The sequence below is a fragment of the Terrimonas ferruginea DSM 30193 genome (assembly GCF_000425585.1).
Lineage (GTDB): Bacteria > Bacteroidota > Bacteroidia > Chitinophagales > Chitinophagaceae > Terrimonas > Terrimonas ferruginea.
In genome coordinates this window covers 24,297-46,290 of the sequence record NZ_AUDS01000008.1, presented here as the reverse complement: position 1 = coordinate 46,290, position 21,994 = coordinate 24,297, and the positions used below count along the sequence as shown (strand labels likewise).

General features: G+C 49.8%; 18 protein-coding genes. 10 read left to right on the top strand and 8 right to left on the bottom strand.

Annotated elements, in window-relative coordinates; all coding sequences use genetic code 11:
- The 3 genes from H608_RS0100170 to H608_RS0100160 form a co-directional block, all read right to left on the bottom strand.
- The gene (locus tag H608_RS0100170; protein ID WP_028785893.1) at positions 1-1,239 is read right to left on the bottom strand and encodes a M16 family metallopeptidase; all 1,239 of its coding nucleotides are present in this window, start codon (positions 1,237-1,239) and stop codon (positions 1-3) included.
- Positions 1,236-3,770 (bottom strand): endonuclease, encoded by a 2,535-nt coding sequence (locus H608_RS23250; protein WP_051267865.1) that lies wholly within the window; start codon positions 3,768-3,770, stop codon positions 1,236-1,238. The genes H608_RS0100170 and H608_RS23250 overlap by 4 nt, the downstream gene beginning before the upstream one ends.
- A gap of 95 nt (positions 3,771-3,865) precedes the next feature.
- Positions 3,866-5,065: an aspartyl protease family protein gene (locus tag H608_RS0100160; protein ID WP_038006553.1), complete on the bottom strand. Its 1,200-nt coding sequence runs from the start codon at positions 5,063-5,065 to the stop codon at positions 3,866-3,868.
- Positions 5,066-5,229: 164 nt separating this feature from the next.
- Between H608_RS0100160 and mqnC the strand changes: the two genes are divergently transcribed.
- The 7 genes from mqnC (at position 5,230) to H608_RS0100125 (ending at position 12,438) form a co-directional block, all read left to right on the top strand.
- Positions 5,230-6,354 (top strand): cyclic dehypoxanthinyl futalosine synthase, encoded by a 1,125-nt coding sequence (gene mqnC, locus H608_RS0100155; protein ID WP_028785891.1) that lies wholly within the window; start codon positions 5,230-5,232, stop codon positions 6,352-6,354.
- A 132-nt stretch (positions 6,355-6,486) separates the two neighbouring features.
- On the top strand, positions 6,487-6,819 hold the full coding sequence (locus H608_RS0100150) for a DUF3817 domain-containing protein (RefSeq protein ID WP_051267863.1): 333 nt from the start codon (positions 6,487-6,489) through the stop codon (positions 6,817-6,819).
- 144 nt (positions 6,820-6,963) lie between these two features.
- Positions 6,964-7,467 (top strand): hypothetical protein, encoded by a 504-nt coding sequence (locus tag H608_RS23245; protein WP_051267862.1) that lies wholly within the window; start codon positions 6,964-6,966, stop codon positions 7,465-7,467.
- Positions 7,468-7,801: 334 nt separating this feature from the next.
- Positions 7,802-8,698 (top strand): LysR family transcriptional regulator, encoded by an 897-nt coding sequence (locus H608_RS0100140; protein WP_028785889.1) that lies wholly within the window; start codon positions 7,802-7,804, stop codon positions 8,696-8,698.
- A gap of 56 nt (positions 8,699-8,754) precedes the next feature.
- Positions 8,755-9,675: a YeiH family protein gene (locus H608_RS0100135; RefSeq protein ID WP_038006550.1), complete on the top strand. Its 921-nt coding sequence runs from the start codon at positions 8,755-8,757 to the stop codon at positions 9,673-9,675.
- 158 nt (positions 9,676-9,833) lie between these two features.
- On the top strand, positions 9,834-11,648 hold the full coding sequence (locus tag H608_RS0100130; protein WP_028785887.1) for a right-handed parallel beta-helix repeat-containing protein: 1,815 nt from the start codon (positions 9,834-9,836) through the stop codon (positions 11,646-11,648).
- Positions 11,649-11,880: 232 nt separating this feature from the next.
- A complete protein-coding gene (locus H608_RS0100125) occupies positions 11,881-12,438 on the top strand; it encodes a dihydrofolate reductase family protein (protein ID WP_028785886.1) in 558 nt (185 codons plus the stop codon).
- Here H608_RS0100125 and nagA read toward each other — a convergent pair whose 3' ends face one another.
- The 5 genes from nagA to H608_RS23240 all read right to left on the bottom strand — a co-directional run bounded on the left by nagA (position 12,439) and on the right by H608_RS23240 (position 16,925).
- Positions 12,439-13,548 (bottom strand): N-acetylglucosamine-6-phosphate deacetylase, encoded by a 1,110-nt coding sequence (nagA, locus tag H608_RS0100120; protein ID WP_028785885.1) that lies wholly within the window; start codon positions 13,546-13,548, stop codon positions 12,439-12,441.
- Positions 13,545-13,838 (bottom strand): hypothetical protein, encoded by a 294-nt coding sequence (locus H608_RS0100115; protein ID WP_028785884.1) that lies wholly within the window; start codon positions 13,836-13,838, stop codon positions 13,545-13,547. The genes nagA and H608_RS0100115 overlap by 4 nt, the downstream gene beginning before the upstream one ends.
- A gap of 48 nt (positions 13,839-13,886) precedes the next feature.
- Positions 13,887-14,501: a Pr6Pr family membrane protein gene (locus tag H608_RS20675; protein ID WP_051267861.1), complete on the bottom strand. Its 615-nt coding sequence runs from the start codon at positions 14,499-14,501 to the stop codon at positions 13,887-13,889.
- A gap of 106 nt (positions 14,502-14,607) precedes the next feature.
- Entirely contained in the window at positions 14,608-15,297 is a 690-nt protein-coding gene (locus H608_RS0100105; protein WP_028785883.1) for a response regulator transcription factor, read from the bottom strand.
- A gap of 5 nt (positions 15,298-15,302) precedes the next feature.
- Complete coding sequence (locus H608_RS23240) at positions 15,303-16,925, bottom strand: sensor histidine kinase (protein ID WP_051267860.1); 1,623 nt, start codon at positions 16,923-16,925, stop codon at positions 15,303-15,305.
- A gap of 159 nt (positions 16,926-17,084) precedes the next feature.
- Here H608_RS23240 and H608_RS0100095 point away from each other — a divergent pair, with 159 nt between their 5' ends.
- The 3 genes from H608_RS0100095 (at position 17,085) to H608_RS0100085 (ending at position 21,826) form a co-directional block, all read left to right on the top strand.
- Positions 17,085-17,873 carry a GLPGLI family protein gene (locus tag H608_RS0100095; RefSeq protein WP_028785882.1) on the top strand — a complete coding sequence of 263 codons (789 nt, stop codon included), beginning with the start codon at positions 17,085-17,087 and terminating at the stop codon, positions 17,871-17,873.
- 159 nt (positions 17,874-18,032) lie between these two features.
- Complete coding sequence (locus tag H608_RS0100090) at positions 18,033-20,309, top strand: cation:proton antiporter domain-containing protein (protein WP_028785881.1); 2,277 nt, start codon at positions 18,033-18,035, stop codon at positions 20,307-20,309.
- A 173-nt stretch (positions 20,310-20,482) separates the two neighbouring features.
- The gene (locus H608_RS0100085) at positions 20,483-21,826 is read left to right on the top strand and encodes a sigma-54-dependent transcriptional regulator (protein ID WP_342664834.1); all 1,344 of its coding nucleotides are present in this window, start codon (positions 20,483-20,485) and stop codon (positions 21,824-21,826) included.
- The last annotated feature ends 168 nt before the right edge of the window (positions 21,827-21,994 follow it).

Below are 21,994 nucleotides of genomic sequence, written 5' to 3'. Positions count from 1 at the left end.
TTACTGTTTGGCGTAATAATAAAGCGTGCTGCTGTTTTCGGGGCGGAACAGGATCCTGCTTTCCTGCAGAATATCGGCAGCGGTTACGGCAGCGTATCTGTCGAGCTCCTGGTTCATGAGTGCGGCATCGCCGAGTATTTCATAATAAGCGAGGCTGCCCGCGCGGCTCATCACGCTCATGTCTTCGAAAGCGATCATGCTTTCGGTTTTGTTCTTCACTTTCTGGAGTTCAGTGTCGGAAACCGTAGCCGTTTTCATTTTCTCGAGTTCTGCCTCTACCGCTTTTTCTGCCTGCTCCATCGTTACACCTTTTACCAGCTTTCCGCTGATGCAGGCGAGGCCGGCATCGGTGCTGCCGAAATGAAAACACTCGATATTGCTGAACAACCGTTGTTCTTTTACCAGCGATTGATACAACCGGCTGGAAGCGCCACCTCCGAGAATGTCGGTGAGCAGATCAGCGATGTAATAACGCTTGTCGAGACGTGAAGCCATGTGCCAGCATTTGTAGAATGCATCGACAGGAACGGCCGCATGCATTTCTTTCTTGCGCGCTTCGGTTTGTTCGGGCTCCTGCGGCAGGTGGCGTTCATATTTATCCCCGGCGGGGATATCACCAAACCATTTCTCTGTCAATGTTTTTACCTGTTCGGTCGTTACGTTTCCGGCAACCACCAGCACCGCGTTTTGCGGACGGTAATGTTTAAAGAAAAAGGCTTTTACATCTTCGAGTTTTGCGTCTTCGATGTGGGCCAGTTTTTCCCCGATGGTCATCCAGCGGTAAGGATGTTCTTTATAAGCCACGCTGCGCAGCGTGTGCCACACATCTCCGTAAGGTTTGTTGAGATAATGTTCTTTGAATTCTTCGCAAACTACTTTTCGTTGTACTTCCAGGCTTTTTTCATCAAAAGCCAGCGACAGCATGCGATCGCTTTCGAGCCAGAAAGCTGTTTCCAGGTTTTCCGACGGCAGGGTGATATAATAGTTGGTGAGATCGTTTGTGGTGTAAGCGTTGTTTTCTCCGCCGGCCATTTGCAATGGCTCGTCGTAATCGGGAATGTTCACGGAGCCTCCGAACATGAGGTGTTCAAAAAGATGGGCAAAGCCGGTGCGGTCCGGATCTTCATCGCGTGCGCCCACGTCGTACATCACGTTCATCACGGCCATCGGCGTGGACGTATCCTGGTGTACGATTACGCGAAGCCCGTTGGAAAGTGTAAATCGATCAAATTGTATCATGGATGTATTTTATCTACTATTACTTTTTGTGTGTATTGCTGCTCACCGTTGCGCACGGTGAGCAGGTATAATCCGCTGTTGATCTTTGTCAGCGGAATGTTGATCAGTCCGGCTTCTGCCTGGTAGTTCATCTGCATTTGCAGGCGGCCAGTCATGTCGGTCAGTTTTATCTCAACCGGGGTATTGACGTTTTCTGTCAATTGCACGCTCAGGGTATGGCGGGCAGGATTGGGATAAACGCTCATTTTGTTGACAGCCGGAATATGAACGGTGAAAACTTCGCTGTACGTGAAGCGGCCGTCCCTGTCTACTTTTTTGAGGCGGTAAAATACTCTTCTTCCGCGAAAAGCCTGAACCGACTCGGTAAAATGATAAGCAGGCAGGCCGGTAGCCGATACCTGGCCGATGAACGTAAAGCTTGTGCCGTTGAAACTTTTTTCTACCTCATAACGGGAAAGATTGCGTTCATTATCAACTTCCCATGTTAAAACAATTTTATCGCCGGTTAGTTTACCGGAGAACAACAGAATATCTACGGGCAGCGCGCCGAGTCCCGTGCAGGTATTGTTCCAGACAAGGTCCACAAATTCCGGATGATCCACATACGGGTTGCGGTTTCCCTGGAAATTGTATCCGCCGTTGTTGCGGACAATTTCTTTGTTGCTTACCGGATCCTGCCGGTGCCATTTGATCATCAGCCGCAGGTAATTTATTTCCACGCCGGGGAAAGTGGCCGCTGTCAACGTTGCGGCGCCTTCGGTGTTGTAATTTTTCCAGGTGCTGAGGTTGGTTTCATAGCGGGTGACCATATAGAGATAAGCGCGCGCTACATCCCCTTTGTACTCATCAATTGGTTCAAATACTTCTCCGTTGATGCCGGCAGTGGCAGAAGTGCCAAGTTTGCTAAGGTTGGACGAAGTATAACTGGCGGAGGCCACCACACCGTATTTGTGATTGGACCGCTTGTTATTGACCCAGCCATCAGTCGGGAAAATATGATGATAATCGGTGATCGCGGGTGCGGCATCGTTGAACCAGCTTGCGGGGAAGCTGTGTTCGCGGTTATAGCAATCGGCTTCACTGTCGTATTGGCCACATTGATCGCTGCCCGGCGTATAGTAATAGTTGGCCGTGCCATTGGCTTTGAAGGAATACATATCCCAGATCACGTTGCCGGCACCGGCAGGATTAGGAATGACATCCGTGCTCAGGTATTGTGTCCAGAGATCGCCGTAAGTGCGCGGAGAGTGGCCGCTGGTGATGATCGTGGAAAGTTCGGTTTTCAATGCCTCACAGGTTTTACCGGTAGTGGTGGAATAATAACCCGCAGGTTCACCGGTGGTGTTGTCATTGGTGGAGATGGTGCCGTTACCTGAAGTGGTATTGTAAAGAGGTCCGCCGGTGCAACTGAAGCCGCTTACCGCAAATACGAAGAAATAATAAGGGGTGTTGGGGCTGAGGCCGGTGGCCGTGAAACTGGTGCCTGCGCCAAACTTCACAACTGTTCCGCTGCCAAACGCAGAACCCGGAGCATAACTTGTCATAGCCGCGGGTATGGCACCCAATGTTGCGGAAGAACTTTGCACCACCAGGTAACCATCAGCACCTGCAACGGCAGCAAAACTGCCGCTCACCGTACTGGCAGTGGCATTCAAGGTAAGTGAACCCGGACCTGCTGCCGGTGTGGCACAAACCGGCGGTGCACTGGTCGTTATATTGCCGCTCAGGGGAGTCGTGGTAAGATAAAGCGGACCCCCGGAGCAATTTTGATTATTAAGTGCGAAAACAAAAAAGTAATAAGCAGTGGCGGGACTCAGGCTATTTACGGTAAAAGAAGTGGTGCTGCTGTTGGCCACCACTACTGCATTGCCAATTACATCTTCCGTGGAATAAATATTGCCGTTAACGGGAAAGCCGGTCAGCGAAGGTGCCGTACTCATCAACACGAGATACTGATCTGCGGCGGGTGAAGCTGCGGTAAAAGAAGCGGCGATACTGTTTTGCGTAACGGAATTGAAAATGAGTGATTGTGGTTGTGCTGTGGGAGTGGTGCAGGCCTGTGCCGCGTAGCCCGTCCATACCACATCATCCAATGCAATACGTGTAGTGGTCGAGGCATTGCGGAATTCCAGTTTGAAATTGCCGGCGATATTGATACCTGATATCGTTGTTGATTGGGACGTGCCGGTGACGGCAGCTGTTCCGACTTGTGAATTATTCACCCAAACCTGGATGCTTGCGTTGGCGTCAAAAGGCAGGCGGTGACGAAAAGTAAGGGAGCCGATGCCTCCGGGGATGCCATCGCACGAAACGATGCCATTGCGATAGCAGATGGCTTTATTGCCGCTGGCTGTGGCCCATTGGTCTGTGCGGGAGTCAGTGGCAGACCAGGGAAGTCCGTTGTCGCCCGTCCATTGACGAAGGGCATAGTTGCCCTGGTTGGTGGGAATGTTGATAAAGGTCTCGCTGCCCTGGCACCAGGCCACGATTGCAGTGAGGGCGGTGAAGGCAAGCAGAAGGAGTTTTTTCATAAAAAGCAACATTTAGACACGCGCCGGTAGCGGGTTGCGGCCTGCGCAGCGACAAAGATGGGAGGAAAAAATGAGGTAAAAAAAAGAAGCCCGGCCTACCGGATCCGCTTTATCGTGAACTCCACCGTGATGAGTTGCCCGTTCCGGCGAAGCAATAATTTGATGTGCTGACCTGTCGCCTGCAAGGCCACTTTATACTGGTTAAGGTTCTGGGAAAAATTATTGTTGATGGCCAGTACATGGTCACCTTCCTTGATTTTCGCCCTGTCCGCGGGTGAGCCCGGCGCCACATCGCCGACCGTTATGACGCCATTGATGAGATAAAGTTCAAGCCCGGAATACGCATAGTCGAATGGTTCTTTGAAATGCGTATTGGGGATGAGGTAAAACTCTCTTTTAGGGTAATTAAGAATGCAGTTGAACCGCCGCAGCAGGTCGTTGCCGATCAATCCGCCCAATTGCGGATACGACGTTACGTTGTTCTCATCATCAAAAATATAAACCGGCACGCGCCGGAAGCGGTAGGGGCCGAGCCGGAACTCTTTGAGCAGCGTCATTTGCATATCGATCTTGCCGCCAACGCCTTCGCCTTGTTTGGGATAAAACTTCCGCTTGCGTCCGAGCAGGGTGCTGTCCTTGATGAAGTCGGAGGAAAAGAGGACACATAATCCCGCGCCTACATCGTATAAAAAACGGGAGTTGATCGGGCGTTCGTCGCGGACGCGGGCCGTGATCAGCGGAAGATTGTTGATCTGTGGTTTGAAAAGGGTGCCGCCCCTGGGATAGCGGATTATTCCCGGGCTGTAAAAGTCAATGAACAGGCTGTCGTAATTGATCTGTAAGATGTACCGGCTGAGGATGGAATAACCGATGATGCCATCGATCTTTTCGCCGTACACTTCGGTAAGGATACTATAATCGTTGACATGAAAATTCAGGCTGTCGATAGTAAGGTCGTCGAGGGTGAGGCTGCGGTTGTGCAGGAAACCGACTCTTCTCATACCGGCAATGCCGCGGATCGTTTTTTCGGGCGGGCCGGGCTGCAGGCCGAGATAAACTGCCGTAGACGAATCCAGCGAAATGCCACTGCTGCCGGTGTCGAAAATAAAACTAAGTGTGTCGGTGAAAGGTTCGAGCCGGGCTCTGAGCACCACCACGCCGCCGGTGAAAAGTCCGATAGGCGTGCGGCTGAGGAAACGGGCTGGTGGTTCCACAAACTCCTCCTGTGCAGCCACGGGGCTACAGGGCCAGTTAAGCCCAAGAAACATAAGCAGGTAAAGCAATCGCGCCGGCATGTGGTAACCGTTTTTTGACAGGCATACTCAATTTAAGCTTTTTCCCCCGCCCGGCCCCGGGTCATCAACCGACGGCAAATAATGCCCGCCGGACGGCAGCTACGCAACCTTTCTGACGTCCTTTTGTTTTACATGGTATAACTTTGCAGCCGATAATCCCGTTTATGCAATTGGAAGAACTTTATAAGAAAGCTGCCGGCTTCGGCTTCCTTTCCGTTGAGGAAGGCGTATATCTGTATCACCATGCACCGCTGGCCGATCTGATGTACATCGCTGATGAGCTGCGCAAAAAACAGGTGCCGCACGGAAAAGTAACCTGGCAGATAGATCGTAATGTGAACACCACGAACGTGTGCATTGCCAACTGTAAATTCTGCAACTTTTTCAGAATACCGGGTCATGCGGATGCCTACATTACCGATATGCCCACGTATCGCCGGAAAATTGAAGAAACACTCCGGTACGGCGGCGATCAATTGCTGCTGCAGGGCGGTCACCACCCCGAACTCGGATTACAATTCTATGCCGATACCTTCCGCCAATTGAAGCAGGAGTTTCCGCATGTAAAACTGCACGCACTCGGGCCGCCCGAGATCGCACATATCACCAAACTTGAAAAAAGCACCCACCACGAAGTATTGTCAGCCCTTAAAGAAGCGGGCCTCGACAGCCTGCCCGGTGCCGGCGCCGAAATACTGACCGACCGCGTACGCCGCCTCATCTCCAAAGGGAAATGTGGCGCGCAGGAATGGCTGGATGTGATGCACGAAGCACACAAACTGGATATCACCACTTCTGCCACCATGATGTTCGGACACGTGGAAACGATCGAAGAACGCTTCGAACACCTGGTTAGCATCCGCGAAGTGCAAAGCCGGAAACCCGAACATGCCAAAGGTTTCCTGGCATTCATTCCCTGGACCTTCCAGGATGTGGACACATTACTGGCAAGGATCCGCGGCGTTCACAACCTGACCACTCCCGACGAATATATCCGCATGATCTCGCTCAGCCGCATCATGCTGCCGAATGTGAAAAATATCCAGGCAAGCTGGCTGACGGTTGGTAAGCAAACGGCACAACTGTGCCTGCATGCGGGAGCCAACGACTTCGGCAGTATCATGATCGAAGAAAATGTGGTAAGTGCCGCCGGCGCACCTCACCGTTTTACCTATAAAACCATCCAGGATGCGATCCGCGAAGCCGGCTTTGAGCCGCAACTCCGCAATCAGCAGTACGAATGGCGCGAGATACCACAGACGATTGTGGAGCAGGTGGTCGACTACTGAGGCATAAGGATAAGGGATAAGGTGTAAGGTGTGGGGTATCGCTGTTCTTTGCGCCTTTGCTCCTTAAGCGCCTTTGCGTGAAATAGACGCGCCGGCCCCGCAAAAAATATTTACTATTGACAAACATTTCTCATGACAGGAACACAAAGTCCTCAACCCGATGCAAAATCATTTAGCTGGTTCAGAAAAATTGGTTGGGCAGAAGGAGTTTCTTTTCTCGTGCTTTTGCTGATCGCCATGCCTTTGAAATACTGGGCGGATATGCCTAAGGCAGTAACCATTGTGGGCGGGCTGCACGGTGTGCTGTTCGTGGCTTTCGGTATAATGGCACTCGAAGTAAAACGCGAGTATAAAAAAAGCTGGGGCTGGATACTGAAAGCCTTTGTCGCCTCCATCATTCCATTCGGTACGTTTGTAATGGAAAAACAATGGAAGAAGGAAGAAGAGGCAGCGGTTAATAGGTGAATGGTGAATAGTGAATGGTGAATGGTGAATAGTGAATGGTCAATGGTCAATGCTTTTCGTTCCCTCCTTACGCCCGATACTTCGGGCTTCTACCGGCTGTTTACTTATAACTTACCACTTAGCACTTATAACTTATTGTCAACTATGGAACCAATATTGTTCAGGGAAAAACAATACTTCCGCGGCCGTCACACTATTCCTTTTTATGTGCTGTTATTGGGGTTGACTCTGTTGTTCGCCTACGGCATCTTTCAGCAACTTGTTTTGGGGAAACCTTTTGGCGACAAACCCGCAACGGATGGTTTACTCATCGCCGGCGCCCTGCTTCCTCTTTCCCTTTTATTGCTTTTTCATTTTTGTTTTTTAGAGACACAACTGACGCGCGAAGGCGTGTACTATCGCTGGAGTCCGTTCAGAAAAAAATTCCATTTCATCCGCTGGTCTGATCTGAAAAAGGCAGAAATGCTCGACTATGGCTTTGTCGGATACGGATGGCGGCTGACAGGCCACGGTACCGTTTATACACTGGGTGGCAAGACCGGTCTCCATCTGGTGAAAAAATCCGGCAGCCGCCTCACGTTGGGTACACGGCAGCCTGAGAAAATGCAGGAGGTGCTTATGCAGGTGAACAGGGCAATAAGTCAATAAGTGAATGGTGAATATATTTTGTATCCCTGGTTCGTGTTTTCACGAACCAGCATTGAGACACCACAAATGTTCGGAAGATTTTAAAACCTGTCGTTGCGTTATGTACGAAGTTGACTTTAACCTGTCAAAGCAACCTGGCGCTTGCCCGTTGGTCCGGAGACCAACAAGGGCGCCAACTTATATCTCGCGCCACCATTACGTTTAACAAAGCACTAAAGGCTGTTTTAACTTAATACTTATTACTTAATACTTATTACTTAATACTTATTACCTAATACCTATGGCCGAAGCTTCTGCCCGAAGTATCGGGCGGCTGTTTAACTTACCTTCCCGTATGCGCGATTTCCGTTTAAAAGTGTTTCAGGCCGTAGCCGCTCATCTCAGCTTTACCAAAGCCGCAGCAGAACTTTTCATCACACAGCCTGCCGTTACCCGGCATATCCGCGAACTGGAAGAAGAACTGGGCGTTAGTTTATTTGAACGCAAAGCCAACCGCGTTCAACTTACGCAGGCAGGCGATATTCTGCTCGCACATGCGGGACGCGTGTCTGACATCTACAAACAGATCGATTTCGATATCAACCAGCTTCGTCAGCGCTTTGCCGGCGCCCTGCAACTCGGCGCCAGCACCACGATCGGGCAATACGTGTTGCCCTCGATGCTTGCCGGATTTTATCAGGCTTATCCCGATGTAAAGCTTTCGTTACTCAACGGCAATACGCAACAAATAGAAGCCGCACTGCTAGATAAAAAGATCGAGCTCGGTTTTGTAGAAGGCAAAACAAGAAACACCCAACTCCGGTACACAGCTTTCCGGGAAGATGAACTGGTAGTCGTTGCGCATACACAACAACCTTTGGCCAAACAGGTTTCCCTGTCGCTGAAACAACTGGCCGCTTTGCCATTGGTGTTGCGGGAACGTGGCTCCGGTAGCCTGGAAGTGGTGGAGCATGCACTGGCATCGCATGATATGCGGCTCGACAACATGAACCTTGTAATGCATATCGGCAGTACGGAAGGTATTAAATCTTTTCTGCGTCATACCAATTGCCTCGGCATCGTGCCGGTAGCAGCTTTGCAGCCGGAACTGGCCGGGAAAGAATTCCGGATCATTCCGGTGAAAGGATGGTCTGTCCCACGTACTTTCTATTTTGTTCACCTCCAGGGCAAGCCTTCCGGTTTGTCTGCCACACTACTTCAGTTTATCCGCAAACGTTATAACAGAAAGTGATCACGCATAACAAATGTGTATAGGGCTATGCGGCAGGGTCGTTGCAATTTTGCAACATGAAACGGAACCATTTTCTTTTTACCGCAGGTTTGCTTTGTTGTCTTTTTCCTTTCGTGTCTGCACCGGTTGCTTTGCTCGCGGGTATTTTCATTGTTTCAATTGCGGGCCATCCTTTTGAACAGCACAGTGCCGGGATCACGCGTTTGCTTTTGCAGATATCTGTTGCGGGTCTTGGTTTCGGTGTGCCGGTTACGGCTGCCTTGCAAGCCGGAGCAGCAGGCTGGTGGCTGGCTGCAGGATCAGTAGTGGTGACATTGGCAGCCGGATGGTTTGCCGGACGTCTGTTTCATCTTCCAAAACGTACAACGGCGTTGGTTGCTGTAGGCACGGCTATTTGTGGGGGAAGCGCTATAGCGGCCACGGCGCCGGTTATTAAAGCGCGTGAAGAGGAGATCGCCGTTGCCCTGATCACGGTGTTTATTTTGAACGCAATAGCACTGGTGGTTTTTCCCTGGATAGGACAACTGTTATCATTGACGCAGGAGCAGTTTGGTTTCTGGGCAGCTATTGCCATACACGATACGAGTTCTGTTGCGGGCGCCGCACAGAAGTATGGAATGGTTGCTTTGCAGATAGCGACAACCGTTAAACTGATACGTGCATTGTGGATCATCCCGTTGACGGCTGGCATAGGTTGGATAAAACACCGCACCCTCAAAAGTTTACGCGTGCCATGGTTTATGCTGGTTTTTGCGGTTGCGGTTTTGTTAAACGCCTGGCTGCCGCTGCCTGATTTTTTTACCAAAGACATTGTAGCGGTGTGTCACCGGTTGTTGGTTGTTACATTGTTTTGGGTAGGCGCTTCGCTTACGCCAAAACTCTTGCGCAGAGCGGGTTGGCGGCCGTTGCTGATGGGCACGTCGGTATGGATTTTTATTGCGGCAATAAGCCTTTGGGTTATTTGTAAAACGATGTAAGACATACAAGCACTTGTATTGTGTTTATTGTACTCATTCAGAGTTGAGGTGATTCTGTATCTTCATCACGCATTCGGATGAAGCCGTCATCTATTGTCCATACCGGAGGCCGGCCAGGTCCGGGTAATCTTTTTTTGTCTGTCAAAATCATCGTTATTATGAGAAAAACTTTACTCTGCCTTTTTCTTTTTTCCTTTCTGCTTCAAAGCAAAGCAAACTTTGTAACGCCTGGTACAGGTGTTACACTTACCCTCACGGATCTTGTTAGTCTTTCTGGAGGCATTGTTACCTTCAACGGTACCGATTACATCATCAACGACACCGTTGAGATCCGCAAGACGGATATTCTCAACATTGCACAAAATGCCAACGTGCGGTTTGCACCCAACACTTTTTTGTGGGTCAGAGGTGGCGCAACGCTCATCGTGAATCCGCCCACCGGTGTTACGTTCACCGCGCAGGATCCTGCGACCGGATTTTTAGGGATGCGTATCGACACCAGCAACAACACGTCGCTTAAAAAACTGACGTTCGAATATGCCGTATCGTGCCGCCTGTCCGATTCACACATCAGGATCGACGACTGTACGTTCCGCTATAACAACAACAGCAGTTCTACTTCTTTCGGCAATGGCGCAATAGCGCTTTTCCGCTCCAGCCCCATGATCACCAACAGCCGTTTTATCGATAACAAACGTGCGGCGATCCAGGGTGGTGCCAACATCTTCAATGCGCCGAAAATGATCGGTTGTACATTCCGGGGGAATGGTACGGCTGGGCAGAACGTTCCGCAGATCAACCTTGGTGCTACCAGCGCCGGTGACGACACGGTTAAGATTCTTAACTGCCAGATCCTCGATGCCGGCTCCGTTATGACAGGTGGCATTGGCTTTCTTCCTTTGGGAAATACTTACGCTGTTATATCCAACAACCTGATCCGCGGCAACCGCTACGGTGTGTTCCTGAATGGTGGTGCCAACGTTAACGCGCTGGTCAGCTACAATGTTATTGATGGAAATAATATCGAAGGCAACTCCAACACAGGCGGTAGCGGTATCAGCCTGAGCGGCGGCAGCGCCAGCAGCAAACAGAACACAATCATCACGGGCAATATCTTCAAGAATAACCTGTGGGGTATTACCATCGTAGGCTCCGGCGCCACACTCACCGGTCCTCAGCCTAATCTCGGTAACCTCAATAATGCCGATACAACCGATGATGGCAAAAACTATTTCATCGGCAATACCAACAATACCACGCCCGGCATCAGTGTGTACAACAATTCATCTGATCCGATCATGGCACAAAACAACTATTGGGGCGTAGGTGATGCAACAGGCGTGGAGGCCACTATTTTCCATAAAACCGATAACGCTACGCTTGGTCTTATTACCTACAATACGTACATCCCTTCACCCATTCAACTACTGAATTTTACCGCGGCGCTGACGCAGAGCCAGACATCGTTGCTCAATTGGTCAACTTCGGCGGAATTGTTCAGCAGCAGTTTTGAAGTGCAAAGCAGCATCGATGCCACAACATTCAGTACCATCGGTACCGTGGCGGCATCGGGCAATAGCAATACCCCGCGCTCTTATACTTACGAAGATGCAAGTCCCAACTGGCAAAATGGTTCGGTCTTCTACCGTCTTCGTATGGTTGACGCGCTCGGCCGTTTTGAGTACTCTCAGGTGATAGAAGTGAAGCTGCCTCCTTTGAATAGATTTAAATTGTATCCAACCGAAATTCCGGCGTCAAGGAAAGTAACTGCGGAATTTAATAGTCCTGTGGCACAACAGGTTCAATTCCGTTTCTACTCGGCCACAGGTCAGTTCCTCGGACAGTACAATGCCACGGCTGTACAGGGACGCAACCGGGCCGAAGTAACCGTTCCTGCCATCGGCGCACGCGGCTATGTATATGTACGTGTGCTTGGTCAGGGTATCGAGACAACGGTGCCGCTGAGAAATTGACCCTGAGGTTCTCGAATGGTGGCCCGAATCTTCGGGCCCTGAGGCTCCCGAAGGCGCTCCTGAGGTTCTCGAAGGGTGTTCCCTGAGGCTCCCGAAGGGTGGTCCCGAATATTCGGGTCCTGAGGCTCTCGAAGGGAAAGAGGTTGGTCCGGATAATTTCCGGGTCGGCCTCTTTTCTTTTTGCCGGAATACAAGAGCGGATTAATTTGGAAGGAACAATAAATCATTTCGTATGCGGAAGCTAATCTATTCGATAAATATTACCCTCGATGGCTGTTGTGATCACACCAAAGGAATGGCCGGTGAAGATGTACATACCTATTTCGCGGATCTGCTGCGCGAAGTGGATGTGTTTGTTTACGGACGCAAGACCTATGAGCTGATGGTCCCGTTCTGGCCCGATGTGGCAAAAAATCATACCGGCCCCGCCGACTCAATGAGCGAGTTTGCGGAAGCATTTATTTCCGTTAAAAAAATCATTGTGTTTTCGCGTACGCTGGAGAAAGCAGACGATCCGAAAACAAACATTATTAATACCGACCTGTGGGAAGCGATACTTAAACTTAAAGAGGAAGAAGGTGGAGACATGCTGCTCGGCGGAGTCGATCTCCCTTCGCAACTGATGGAGCTTGACCTGATCGATGAGTACCGTATTATGGTGCAGCCACTGATCGTGGGGGAAGGCAGACGGTTGTTCGACAATGTGAGCCTGCCGGAAAAGTTACCATTGAAACTTGCTGAGTCGAAAACGCTCAAATCAGGGTGTATAGCGCTTCATTATACCAGATAATCAGGCAAAGCCGATCACTTCCTTCACATGCAGCGCCTTATCCAATAAAGTAAAACACGCTTTATAGCCCGGTTCAATTTTGCCGAGTTTATAATCAAGCCGCAGTACGCGCGCAGGATACAATGAACACATACGCAGCGCTTCGCTCTCAGCGAGGTGTACATGCGTTACCAGGTTGTGCAGACATTTTTCCATGGTGAGGGCAGAACCGCTGAGAATACCTGCCGCTTCATATTTATCGCCCGCAGGTGTATGTTGATAAGGTCCCTGATCCGTTTCGGTAACGGCATCCGTGATCGCAAAGAGCCGTTCGCCCATTGCAGCTTTGGCAATACGCACTGCGGCATAATCCACATGATAACCATCGGGAATGATGCCCGACATGATCCGTTTGTCGTCCATTGCGGCGCCCGCCAATCCGGGTTCCCGGTGATGAAGCGGACTCATGGCATTGAATAAATGCGTGACAGCGCTGATGCCCTGGCTGAAACCGTTGACAGCCTCGGCATAAGTAGCGTTGCTGTGTCCGGCAGAAAGAACGATGCCTGCGTCGAGCAAACGCCGGATAATAGGCTCCGTGCAAACTTCCGGTGCCAGCGTGATCATTTTGATCACCTCAGCGCCATAATCAAGCAGGCGGGCAACTTCATCTTCTGTTGGCGGATGAATGAGCGATTCAATATGCGCACCCCTGCGCAAGGGATGCAGCCACGGACCTTCAAGATGAAGACCGTAAATGCCCTCTCCGCCTGCAGCATGGTAGGCTTTCACCGCATCGATCGCTTTCAGGCAAACCTCCTGTGTATTGGTGGCGATGGTAGGAAGACATAATGCCGTGCCACCACGGCGGTTGCTTTCATTCAATAGGGAAAGACTTTCTGTATCCGGGTAAGCAGATAGTAATCGTTTTGATGCACCATAAAGCTGCACATCGATAAAGGCGGGCACCATGGAAATATCCGGCAGTTTTGTCACAACTGCATCGTCAGGAAGAAGGTTTGCGGGAATGACGGCAGTTATTTCAGTGCCGGTTGTAACCACGGCATGACCGCTCAACCAGTTGTCGCCGGTAAAGAGTTGACCAGGAATATAAACCTGTCTGTTGCTCATTGTTTCCAGAATCGTCCCAGGAATCCGATATAACTTTCTTTGCGTGCGGGCACGGCTACGATCTTGCTCCCGCCACCGGCGACAGTATCGGCAACAGGCTCAAAATAAGTAACGGTGAAGGTGGAATACAGGCCACTGCTACTATGTTCGATCGAGGGCGGACTTTTTAGCTGGCCGCTTTTTTCCAGGTAAGCAGTGAAATCGTTAAGCCCCGGCCTTGTAATAAAGGACGCCAGAATGACGCCAACGATAAAAAGAAATACGGTATTGCGGAAGGTCTTGCGCTTCATTACCCAAAGATAGCTTTTATGCTATTGCAGCATCAGCCTGGTATTAATTCAATTGGAAATAATCCGGCCTTTTCCGGCCGAACGGTTGATGGCAATGATGATCAGCCCGGCTATACTGAATGCCCCCAATATAAAAAACATATTGATGAATACCTGTGCATAGCCAAGCGTATCCACATTGAGGAAAGGATAAGGGTACCAATGCACAATGGAACCTCTTATCATCGAATAAAGTGTATAAAAGAAAGGGTATATCAGCCAGTACAAGCATTGGCTCCACCGGAAAAAGGTGCGCGGCGTGAACAGAAACCAATAGATGACAAACAAGATCGGCACCGCCACATGCAGCAGGTTATCCAGGACCCATTGAAGCCCTGTATAGTCTGCAAGGCCCCGGAGCAGTGTATTATAAACAAGCCCGACAATAAATATATATAAGGCGATTGCCGACTGCACGCTGCTTTTTGCGAAGAAAATGCCGGGCTTTGAACGTGGCAGTAAAAGTGAAAAACTAAGGCAGACGGCCACCATCAGATTACTTTGCACCGTAAAGAAACTGAGAAAGTCAACAAGCCCGAATATGGTGATAATCCATTGCGCTATTAAGGCAAACCAGGCGACCACCAGTATAAAAATACCGTATAACAGTTTGTTGGAAGACATTAGCAGGTTGTTTTAGTTTAGCGGTCGCTTAGGTGCCGGCACTGTTTGCCATGTTTTAAAGATACAAAAGCAACGGTCTAAAGCAAGTGCTGAGTTTCAGTATCCGCTAACCGGTTACAAAGCGATAGCCGATTCCTTTTATGGTAATGATCTCGAGGCTGGGGTCTTCCCGCAGGTAACTGCGCAGTTTGGTGATGTATACATCCAGGTTGCGGCTGTTGAAAAAGGAGTCGTTGCCCCAAAGCAGATTGAGTACGTCGCGGCGGTCGATCACGCGGTCGCGGTGTTCGTACAGCAAGCGTAACAATTCGCTTTCGCGATAGGAAAGTTTTCGTTCTGCCGTATTGTTGGAAAGTACCTGCCGGTTGAGGTGAAAATGAAATTTCCCGATAGCGACCGAATCGGAAGAGGTTTGCGCGGGTGCATCTACGCGCCGGCGTAAAGCATGCTGTATGCGTACGATCAGTTCTTCCACGCTGAAGGGCTTGCGGATATAATCGTTGCCACCGACAGAAAATCCTTTTATCACATCTTCTGTTTGCGTCTTTGCCGTCAGGAAAATGATGGGAATGTCTTCATTGAGCTGACGTATTTCATCTGCAATGGCGAAGCCATCTTTGTTGGGCAGCATGATATCGAGCACGCAGATATCGGCCCGGCTGCCGGCAAACACCTCCATTGCCCGTCCGCCATCGGCTTCCATTACCACTTCAAACCCGCGGCTTTCCAGGCTTTCCTTGACAATTTTGCCCAGAAACACTTCGTCTTCCACATAAAATATTCTGATCGGTTCCATGCATTTTATTTTGGGAAATGGATGATGAATCTTGTGCCACCACCGGTCCCCGGTTCAATATGGATGGTGCCGTTGTGCTTGGCTACCACCTGTGCCACATAACTCAGGCCGAGTCCGTGGCCTTTGGCATTGTGTGTGTCGCCATGTGGCACGCGGAAAAATTTCTCAAATACTTTTTGCCGGTATTCGGGTGGTATGCCGATGCCATTGTCACTCACTTCAAGGGCCAGGTCATTTTCAGTACCCTGAAGACGAACGGTTATCTGCGGATGTTCGCTGCTGTACTTAAGTGCGTTGTCCACCAGGTTGAACACCAGGCTTTGCAAGTGAAGTTTGTCGCCCGTAATGGTGCATTCGCCGCTGGTTTCGATGGAAAGCGACGCTTGTTGTTTTTCCAGTTGCAAACGCATGGACTCCGCTACTTCCTCCACTAATTCCTGCAGGTTGACAAGCTCGGGTCTCAGTTCAATTTCTTTTTTCTCAAACATGGAAAGCTTGAGGACTTTATCCACCAGCAGTGACAGACGTTGCAATTCGTTGCGGGAGATATCGAGGTATTCGCGTGTGCGGGCGGGATCGTTGAGTGCATTGAAATTGCGCAATGCTTCGATGGCTACACCCACGGTGGCGATCGGCGTCTTGAGTTCGTGTGTGATGTTGCTGATAAACTCCTGTTTGATAGCGGCCAGGCGTTGCTGCCGTTTGAGGCCCGCATAAAGCAGGAAGAAGGAGAGCAGCGTGATGGTAACAAGACCTACTGAAAACACGATCGGCAGACTCAATCGTTTCAATAAGTAGGGAGTTGTATTGCCAACGGATAACTCATACGATGGTATCATGGGATAAGCCGTACTGTCCTGCTCCTTTTTATGGAGAATGGAAAAGGGCACCCGGGCCTGCATGGAATCCAGCCTGTGGTTGAATTTGTTCACCAGCAGGTTCAGCGGCAGTGTATCATACAGAATAGAATCAATACGGATGGCACCGTTGAATCCGCTGTCGCGATAGGAAAACTTAACCGGTCTTACTGTTACGCTACCGGGTACACGCGAAGGTGTATTGGTTCGGCGAAACAATCTTCGTAAAGTGTCGGTGCTGAGTGCTCTCAGTTGTGTTCTTTTTTTTATAGAGTCGAGTGCCCGCGAAATGTTTTCGGGCGAAGAACCTCCGCTTGTAATTACGATGCGCTTGATGTGATCCGGATTGATGGAATCCAGCGGGAATACGGTGCCCAGCGAATCTGACTGAGCTGTTTTGCGGAAAGTGATGATCATACCCGAATTGCCGGACACCCGCACGCGTACAGAATCTTCAGGGAGTTGTTTGCTGACGGCGGCGGCAAGCCTTGCTGCACGTGCTTCCGCCGGCCCGGGCGTTTTCTTGGTGCTCGCAGCAGATTTTGTGGCACGAACCACTACGCGATTGGAGTCTTTGATGATGCCGGTGATCTTCGCCTGGATCGATGAATCCTGCATCTGGCGTGTCATTTCGCTGAAGGCGGTATTGACTTTTATATCAAGCGTCTTTTTTTCACGTTGAAATGTATCGGCCAGCCAGTAGACCTGGAAGCCCGCCACCACAAGGATAGCAGGAATGATCAGTGCCAGCAACCACGCCGTTTTTTTCATATATCAAAAGTAAAGGAATGCCTTTGAGCGGGGTAGTATTATTAACGTTTATTAACCTAAAACCAAGGTGCCTTAACTTATTGGGAATAGACCGGCACTTAGCTTTGGACCCTGACAGATACCACAGGCTGTTGTCCATTTATTTAAACAAAAAACGATATGAAACGACTGTTTATTCCGGCGATTACGTTGCTTGCGGCTACCACGCTTCATGCACAACAGAAAGAAGGCCGGATCATCTATGAACGCACCTTACAGACACAGATCTCGATTGCCGGCAACCCTGAACTGGAACGGCAGTTATCCAAGCCGCGTGTCAATCGCCTTGAAGTAAATTTTAAAAACGACCAGATGACCAGCCTGCAGTTGCCCGACGACAGCCAGGATCCAGATATGGGTTCGGGCGGAGGGTTAACTATACGTACGGTGGGCTTGGGCAGCAGCGATATTATTTTTTGTGACTTTAAAAGAGGGCTGCGTATTGAGCAGAAAGAAATGTTTGAAAAAACCTATCTGGTTACCGACAGCATCAGAATGGCCAAATGGAAACTGAGTGACGAAACGATGGACATCCTCGGACATCCCTGCCGCAAAGCAACGACCGAACGCATCATGAAACGCACGAGCATGCGCATGGAGAACGGAAAAATGGAAAACAAGGAGGTCATCGATACAAGTCTGGCCATTGCCTGGTATGCAACGGACATACCTGTGCCCGGCGGTCCGGAGATGCAGGGTCAATTGCCCGGTATGATCCTGCAGCTTGAAATGAATAACGGAAAATTAATCTACCGCGCGGTGGAGATAAATGCCAAAGCCACTGCTTCAACCCTGAAAGAGCCGACCAAGGGCAAAAAGATGACGGCAACGGCATTTGCGGAAGAACGAAAAAAGATGACCGACGAACTACGGAAAAACAGTGGTGGCGTAATACGCATCGGCGGATAAAAAGATAAGCCATCTTTGCTCGGAAGCGGTGCCGTCCTGGTGCCGCTTTTTTCATGTTAAGCTCAACCCGGAAAGTTTATCTTTACGCCACAATCGTGCTTCCGGAGAAGATGAGCACAAACCTGACGATGCTGCGCCGCACAGTTTCAACGACCACTCATGAAAAAGTACAGGAATCTCTCTTTTTATGTATTGACCATTGCGGGCTTCTCCGCATTGATCTGGTTTATTATTCATCGCGGTGAAAAGCTGGAGTCGGGAACGGCCGCCTTTCGTAAGCCAAAAATGCCCGGGTCTTCGTGGGATCAGTTTCAGCAAACTTATTCGGAAAACCTGACGCATCCGTTGTCCATCCTGTTGCTGCAGATCATCACCATCATTGTGGTGGCAAGAGTGTTTGGTTACCTCTTCAAAAAAATCCGCCAGCCGTCGGTGATCGGGGAGATCATTGCGGGTATTTTTTTAGGCCCTTCTTTTATCGGCACTTATTTCCCGGGATTTTCCTCTTTTCTTTTTCCTCCACAGTCGCTTCCCAACCTGCAATTCCTCAGCCAGATCGGCCTGATCCTTTTCATGTTTGTAGTGGGAATGGAACTCGATCTGAAAGTGCTGCGCAATAAAGCCAAAGATGCTATTGTGGTGAGCCATGCCAGTATCATATTCCCTTTTGCGTTGGGCATCACACTGGCCTATTACATATATACAGAATTCGCCCCGCCGGGGATACGTTTCCTTTCCTTCTCCTTATTCACCGGTATTGCGATGAGTATAACCGCTTTTCCGGTACTCGCGCGCATCGTGCAGGAACGGGGGTTGTCTAAAACGCGACTGGGCACGGTAGCCATTACCTGTGCGGCAGCAGATGATATTACTGCCTGGTGTATCCTGGCGGCGGTTATCGCGATTGTAAAAGCCGGATCTATTTACAGCTCCGTGTACACAATCCTGATGGCAGGTGCTTATGTAGTGATCATGCTCAAAGTAGTACAACCGTTTTTGAAAAAACTCGGAGAAAAATATTCCAACCGTGAATCACTCGGCAAACCTGCCGTGGCCATCTTCTTTATCATCCTGCTGATTTCTTCGTATGCAACGGAAGTGATCGGCATTCATGCCTTGTTCGGCGCGTTCATGGCGGGAATGATCATGCCGGCTACCGCCAACTTCCGTAATATTTTTATTGAAAAGGTGGAAGACGTTTCGATGGTATTATTGCTGCCATTGTTCTTTGTATTCACCGGTTTGAGAACGGAAATAGGCCTGCTCAACGACCCGTATCTGTGGAAAATCTGCGGTTTGATCATATTGGTAGCCGTAGTGGGCAAGTTTGTAGGAAGCGCGCTGGCTGCACGATTCGTAGGGCAAAGCTGGAAAGACAGCCTTGCCTTGGGTGCATTGATGAACACCCGTGGACTGATGGAACTGATCGTGTTGAACATCGGTTACGACCTGGGCGTAATGACGAAAGAAGTATTTGCCATGATGGTGATCATGGCGCTGGTAACCACTTTCATGACCGGACCTGCACTCGATCTGATCAACCGGTTCAGCCGTTCCAAATCGGCCGACGATCCGACAGCACCCCTGGAAAAACCGCGAACCTATAATGTATTGGTGTCATTCAGTACGCCGGAAAAAGGTATAGCCCTGCTAAAGCTTGCCAATAGCCTTATCCGGAAAAATATTGCACAGGCATCGGTAACGGCGCTTCACCTTTCCTCAAGTGCCGAACTCAATGCGTTTAACCAGGCCGAAGTGGAAAAAGATAACTTTGAACCGATCAGCCAGGAAGCAGAACGCCTCAATCTTCCGGTTGCTAATTTATTCAAACCCACATCCGACATCGAAGGAGAGATCATCGGAACAGCGAATTCCGGCCAATACGATCTGTTGCTGGTTGGTGCCGGACATTCCGTATTCGAAGGCACACTGCTGGGCAAACTGTTAGGGTTCACCAACCGCATCATCAACCCCGAACGTCTGTACGATACAATCACCGGTAAGGAAGGTTTGTTTGAAACCGCTGTATTTGACGAACGTATCCGCCAGATCACCCGCGGCACCAAAGTGCCGGTTGGTATCTTCCTGGATAAGGGCATGGAAAAGGTGAATCGCATTTATATTCCGTTCTTTGCCATGAGCGATAGTTTCCTGCTGATCTATGCACAAAAGCTGATGCACAACAGCGAAGCCCTGGTAACCGTGCAGGACGCATCGGGCATCATTGCGCAGAATCCGGAAATACGTCATACGATCACGTCGGTGGAACAAGACCTTTCAGGACGCATCCTGATCGCCGGTGATGAGACGATAACCGAAGCCCAACTCGGCCAGCAGGATCTGATGCTGATCAGCTTCGAAAGCTGGAAAAAAGCGGTAGAGGCCCAAAGCGAGTGGTTGTCGCATTCGCCGTCGGTGTTGGTGTTGAAACCATAGAAAGGTGTAAGGTATAAGGTATAAGGGGTAGGGCTTAAGGTTAAACAGCCGCCCGATACTTCGGGCCGAAGCTTCGGCCATAGGTATTAGGTTTTAAGTAATAAGTTATAAGTGAAACAGCCGATTCACGATTGACGATTGACGTTTCACGATGGCGCTTTTGAATTTTGACTTTGAAAAACATTCTGATCATAGACGATGAAGAACAACTCCGGAAATTGCTGGGCCGGATCATTGCGCTGGAAGGGTTTTCGGTTACGGAAGCCTCTACCATAAAAGCCGCAACGATACAACTGCAACAACAGCAACCCGAAGTCATTCTCTGCGACGTACGCCTGCCTGATGGCAACGGCGTTGATTTTGTGGCAACCGTAAAAAAAGCATATCCCGGCACGGAGATCATTTTGCTTACCGCATTCGGCAATATTCCCGATGGGGTAAACGCCATGAAAAAAGGAGCGTTTGATTACCTCGTAAAAGGAAATGACAACGACCGCATCATTCCGCTGCTGCACCAGGCCGTAGAGCAGGCCCTGCTCAACCGCAAGAATGCCGTCAAACTTGAATGGACAGACAAGTACAGATTTGACACCATCATTGGCCAAAGCAAAAGCATACAAACAGCAATCAACCTCGCCAAACGCATAGCCCCCGGCGATTCCACTGTACTGTTATTGGGAGAAACCGGCTCGGGTAAGGAAGTTTTTGCCAATGCCATTCACCAAAGCAGCAAACGAAAAGACCAGCCCTTCATCGCGCTCAATTGCAGCGCTTTTGCCAGAGACCTGCTCGAAGGAGAACTGTTCGGGCACAAAGCCGGCGCATTTACGGGAGCCAACAAAGACAAAAAAGGATTGATTGAAATGGCCAACGGTGGCACACTCTTCCTGGATGAAATAGGCGAGTTGCACATCGACCTGCAGGCAAAGCTGCTGCGCGTGCTGGAAAACGGTCAGTTCATCAAACTCGGCGATACAAAAGTTTCATCGGCCGATGTACGCATCATTGCAGCTACCAACAGGGACCTGCGAGCGGAGGCAGGGCAGGGACGTTTTCGCGAAGATCTTTATTATCGCCTCAATGTATTCAGCATACCACTTCCCGCACTGCGCGAACGCACAGAAGATATTCCGGCACTCGTTGAAGTATTTCTTCAGCAACTGGCCAAAAGAAATCAGGCGCCTGCACCGGCCGTCAGTGCGGAAGCCATGTCCTTACTGAAAAAATATTCCTGGAAAGGAAATATCCGTGAATTGAAGAACGTGCTCGAAAGAGCATTTGTGTTACAGGATGACCAGCTTATTCTCCCGGAACATCTGCCTTTCGAGATACAACAACATTCAGGTGTTTCAACAGCCGGCCTTTCACTCGCTGCGGTAGAGCAACAGCATATCCGAAAAATATTACAGGCAACGCAATGGAATAAAACACGTGCTGCCAAACTACTCGAGATCGGCCTGGCCACACTTTACCGCAAAATGGAAGAATACCAGATATCACCGGATTTCTCAAAATGAAAAAAACCTTCTCAAAATGAGAAGGTTTTTTTATGCCGGCACAGTTCCACTTTTTCTGACAGCATTCTTTAACTGGTTGCTCCTCATTTCCTTAAAGGGCTAATCGCTTTGACAGAAAGCGGGCGGTATCTCTTTTGCCTTATGCCAGCCGTGGAAACAAACACTTTC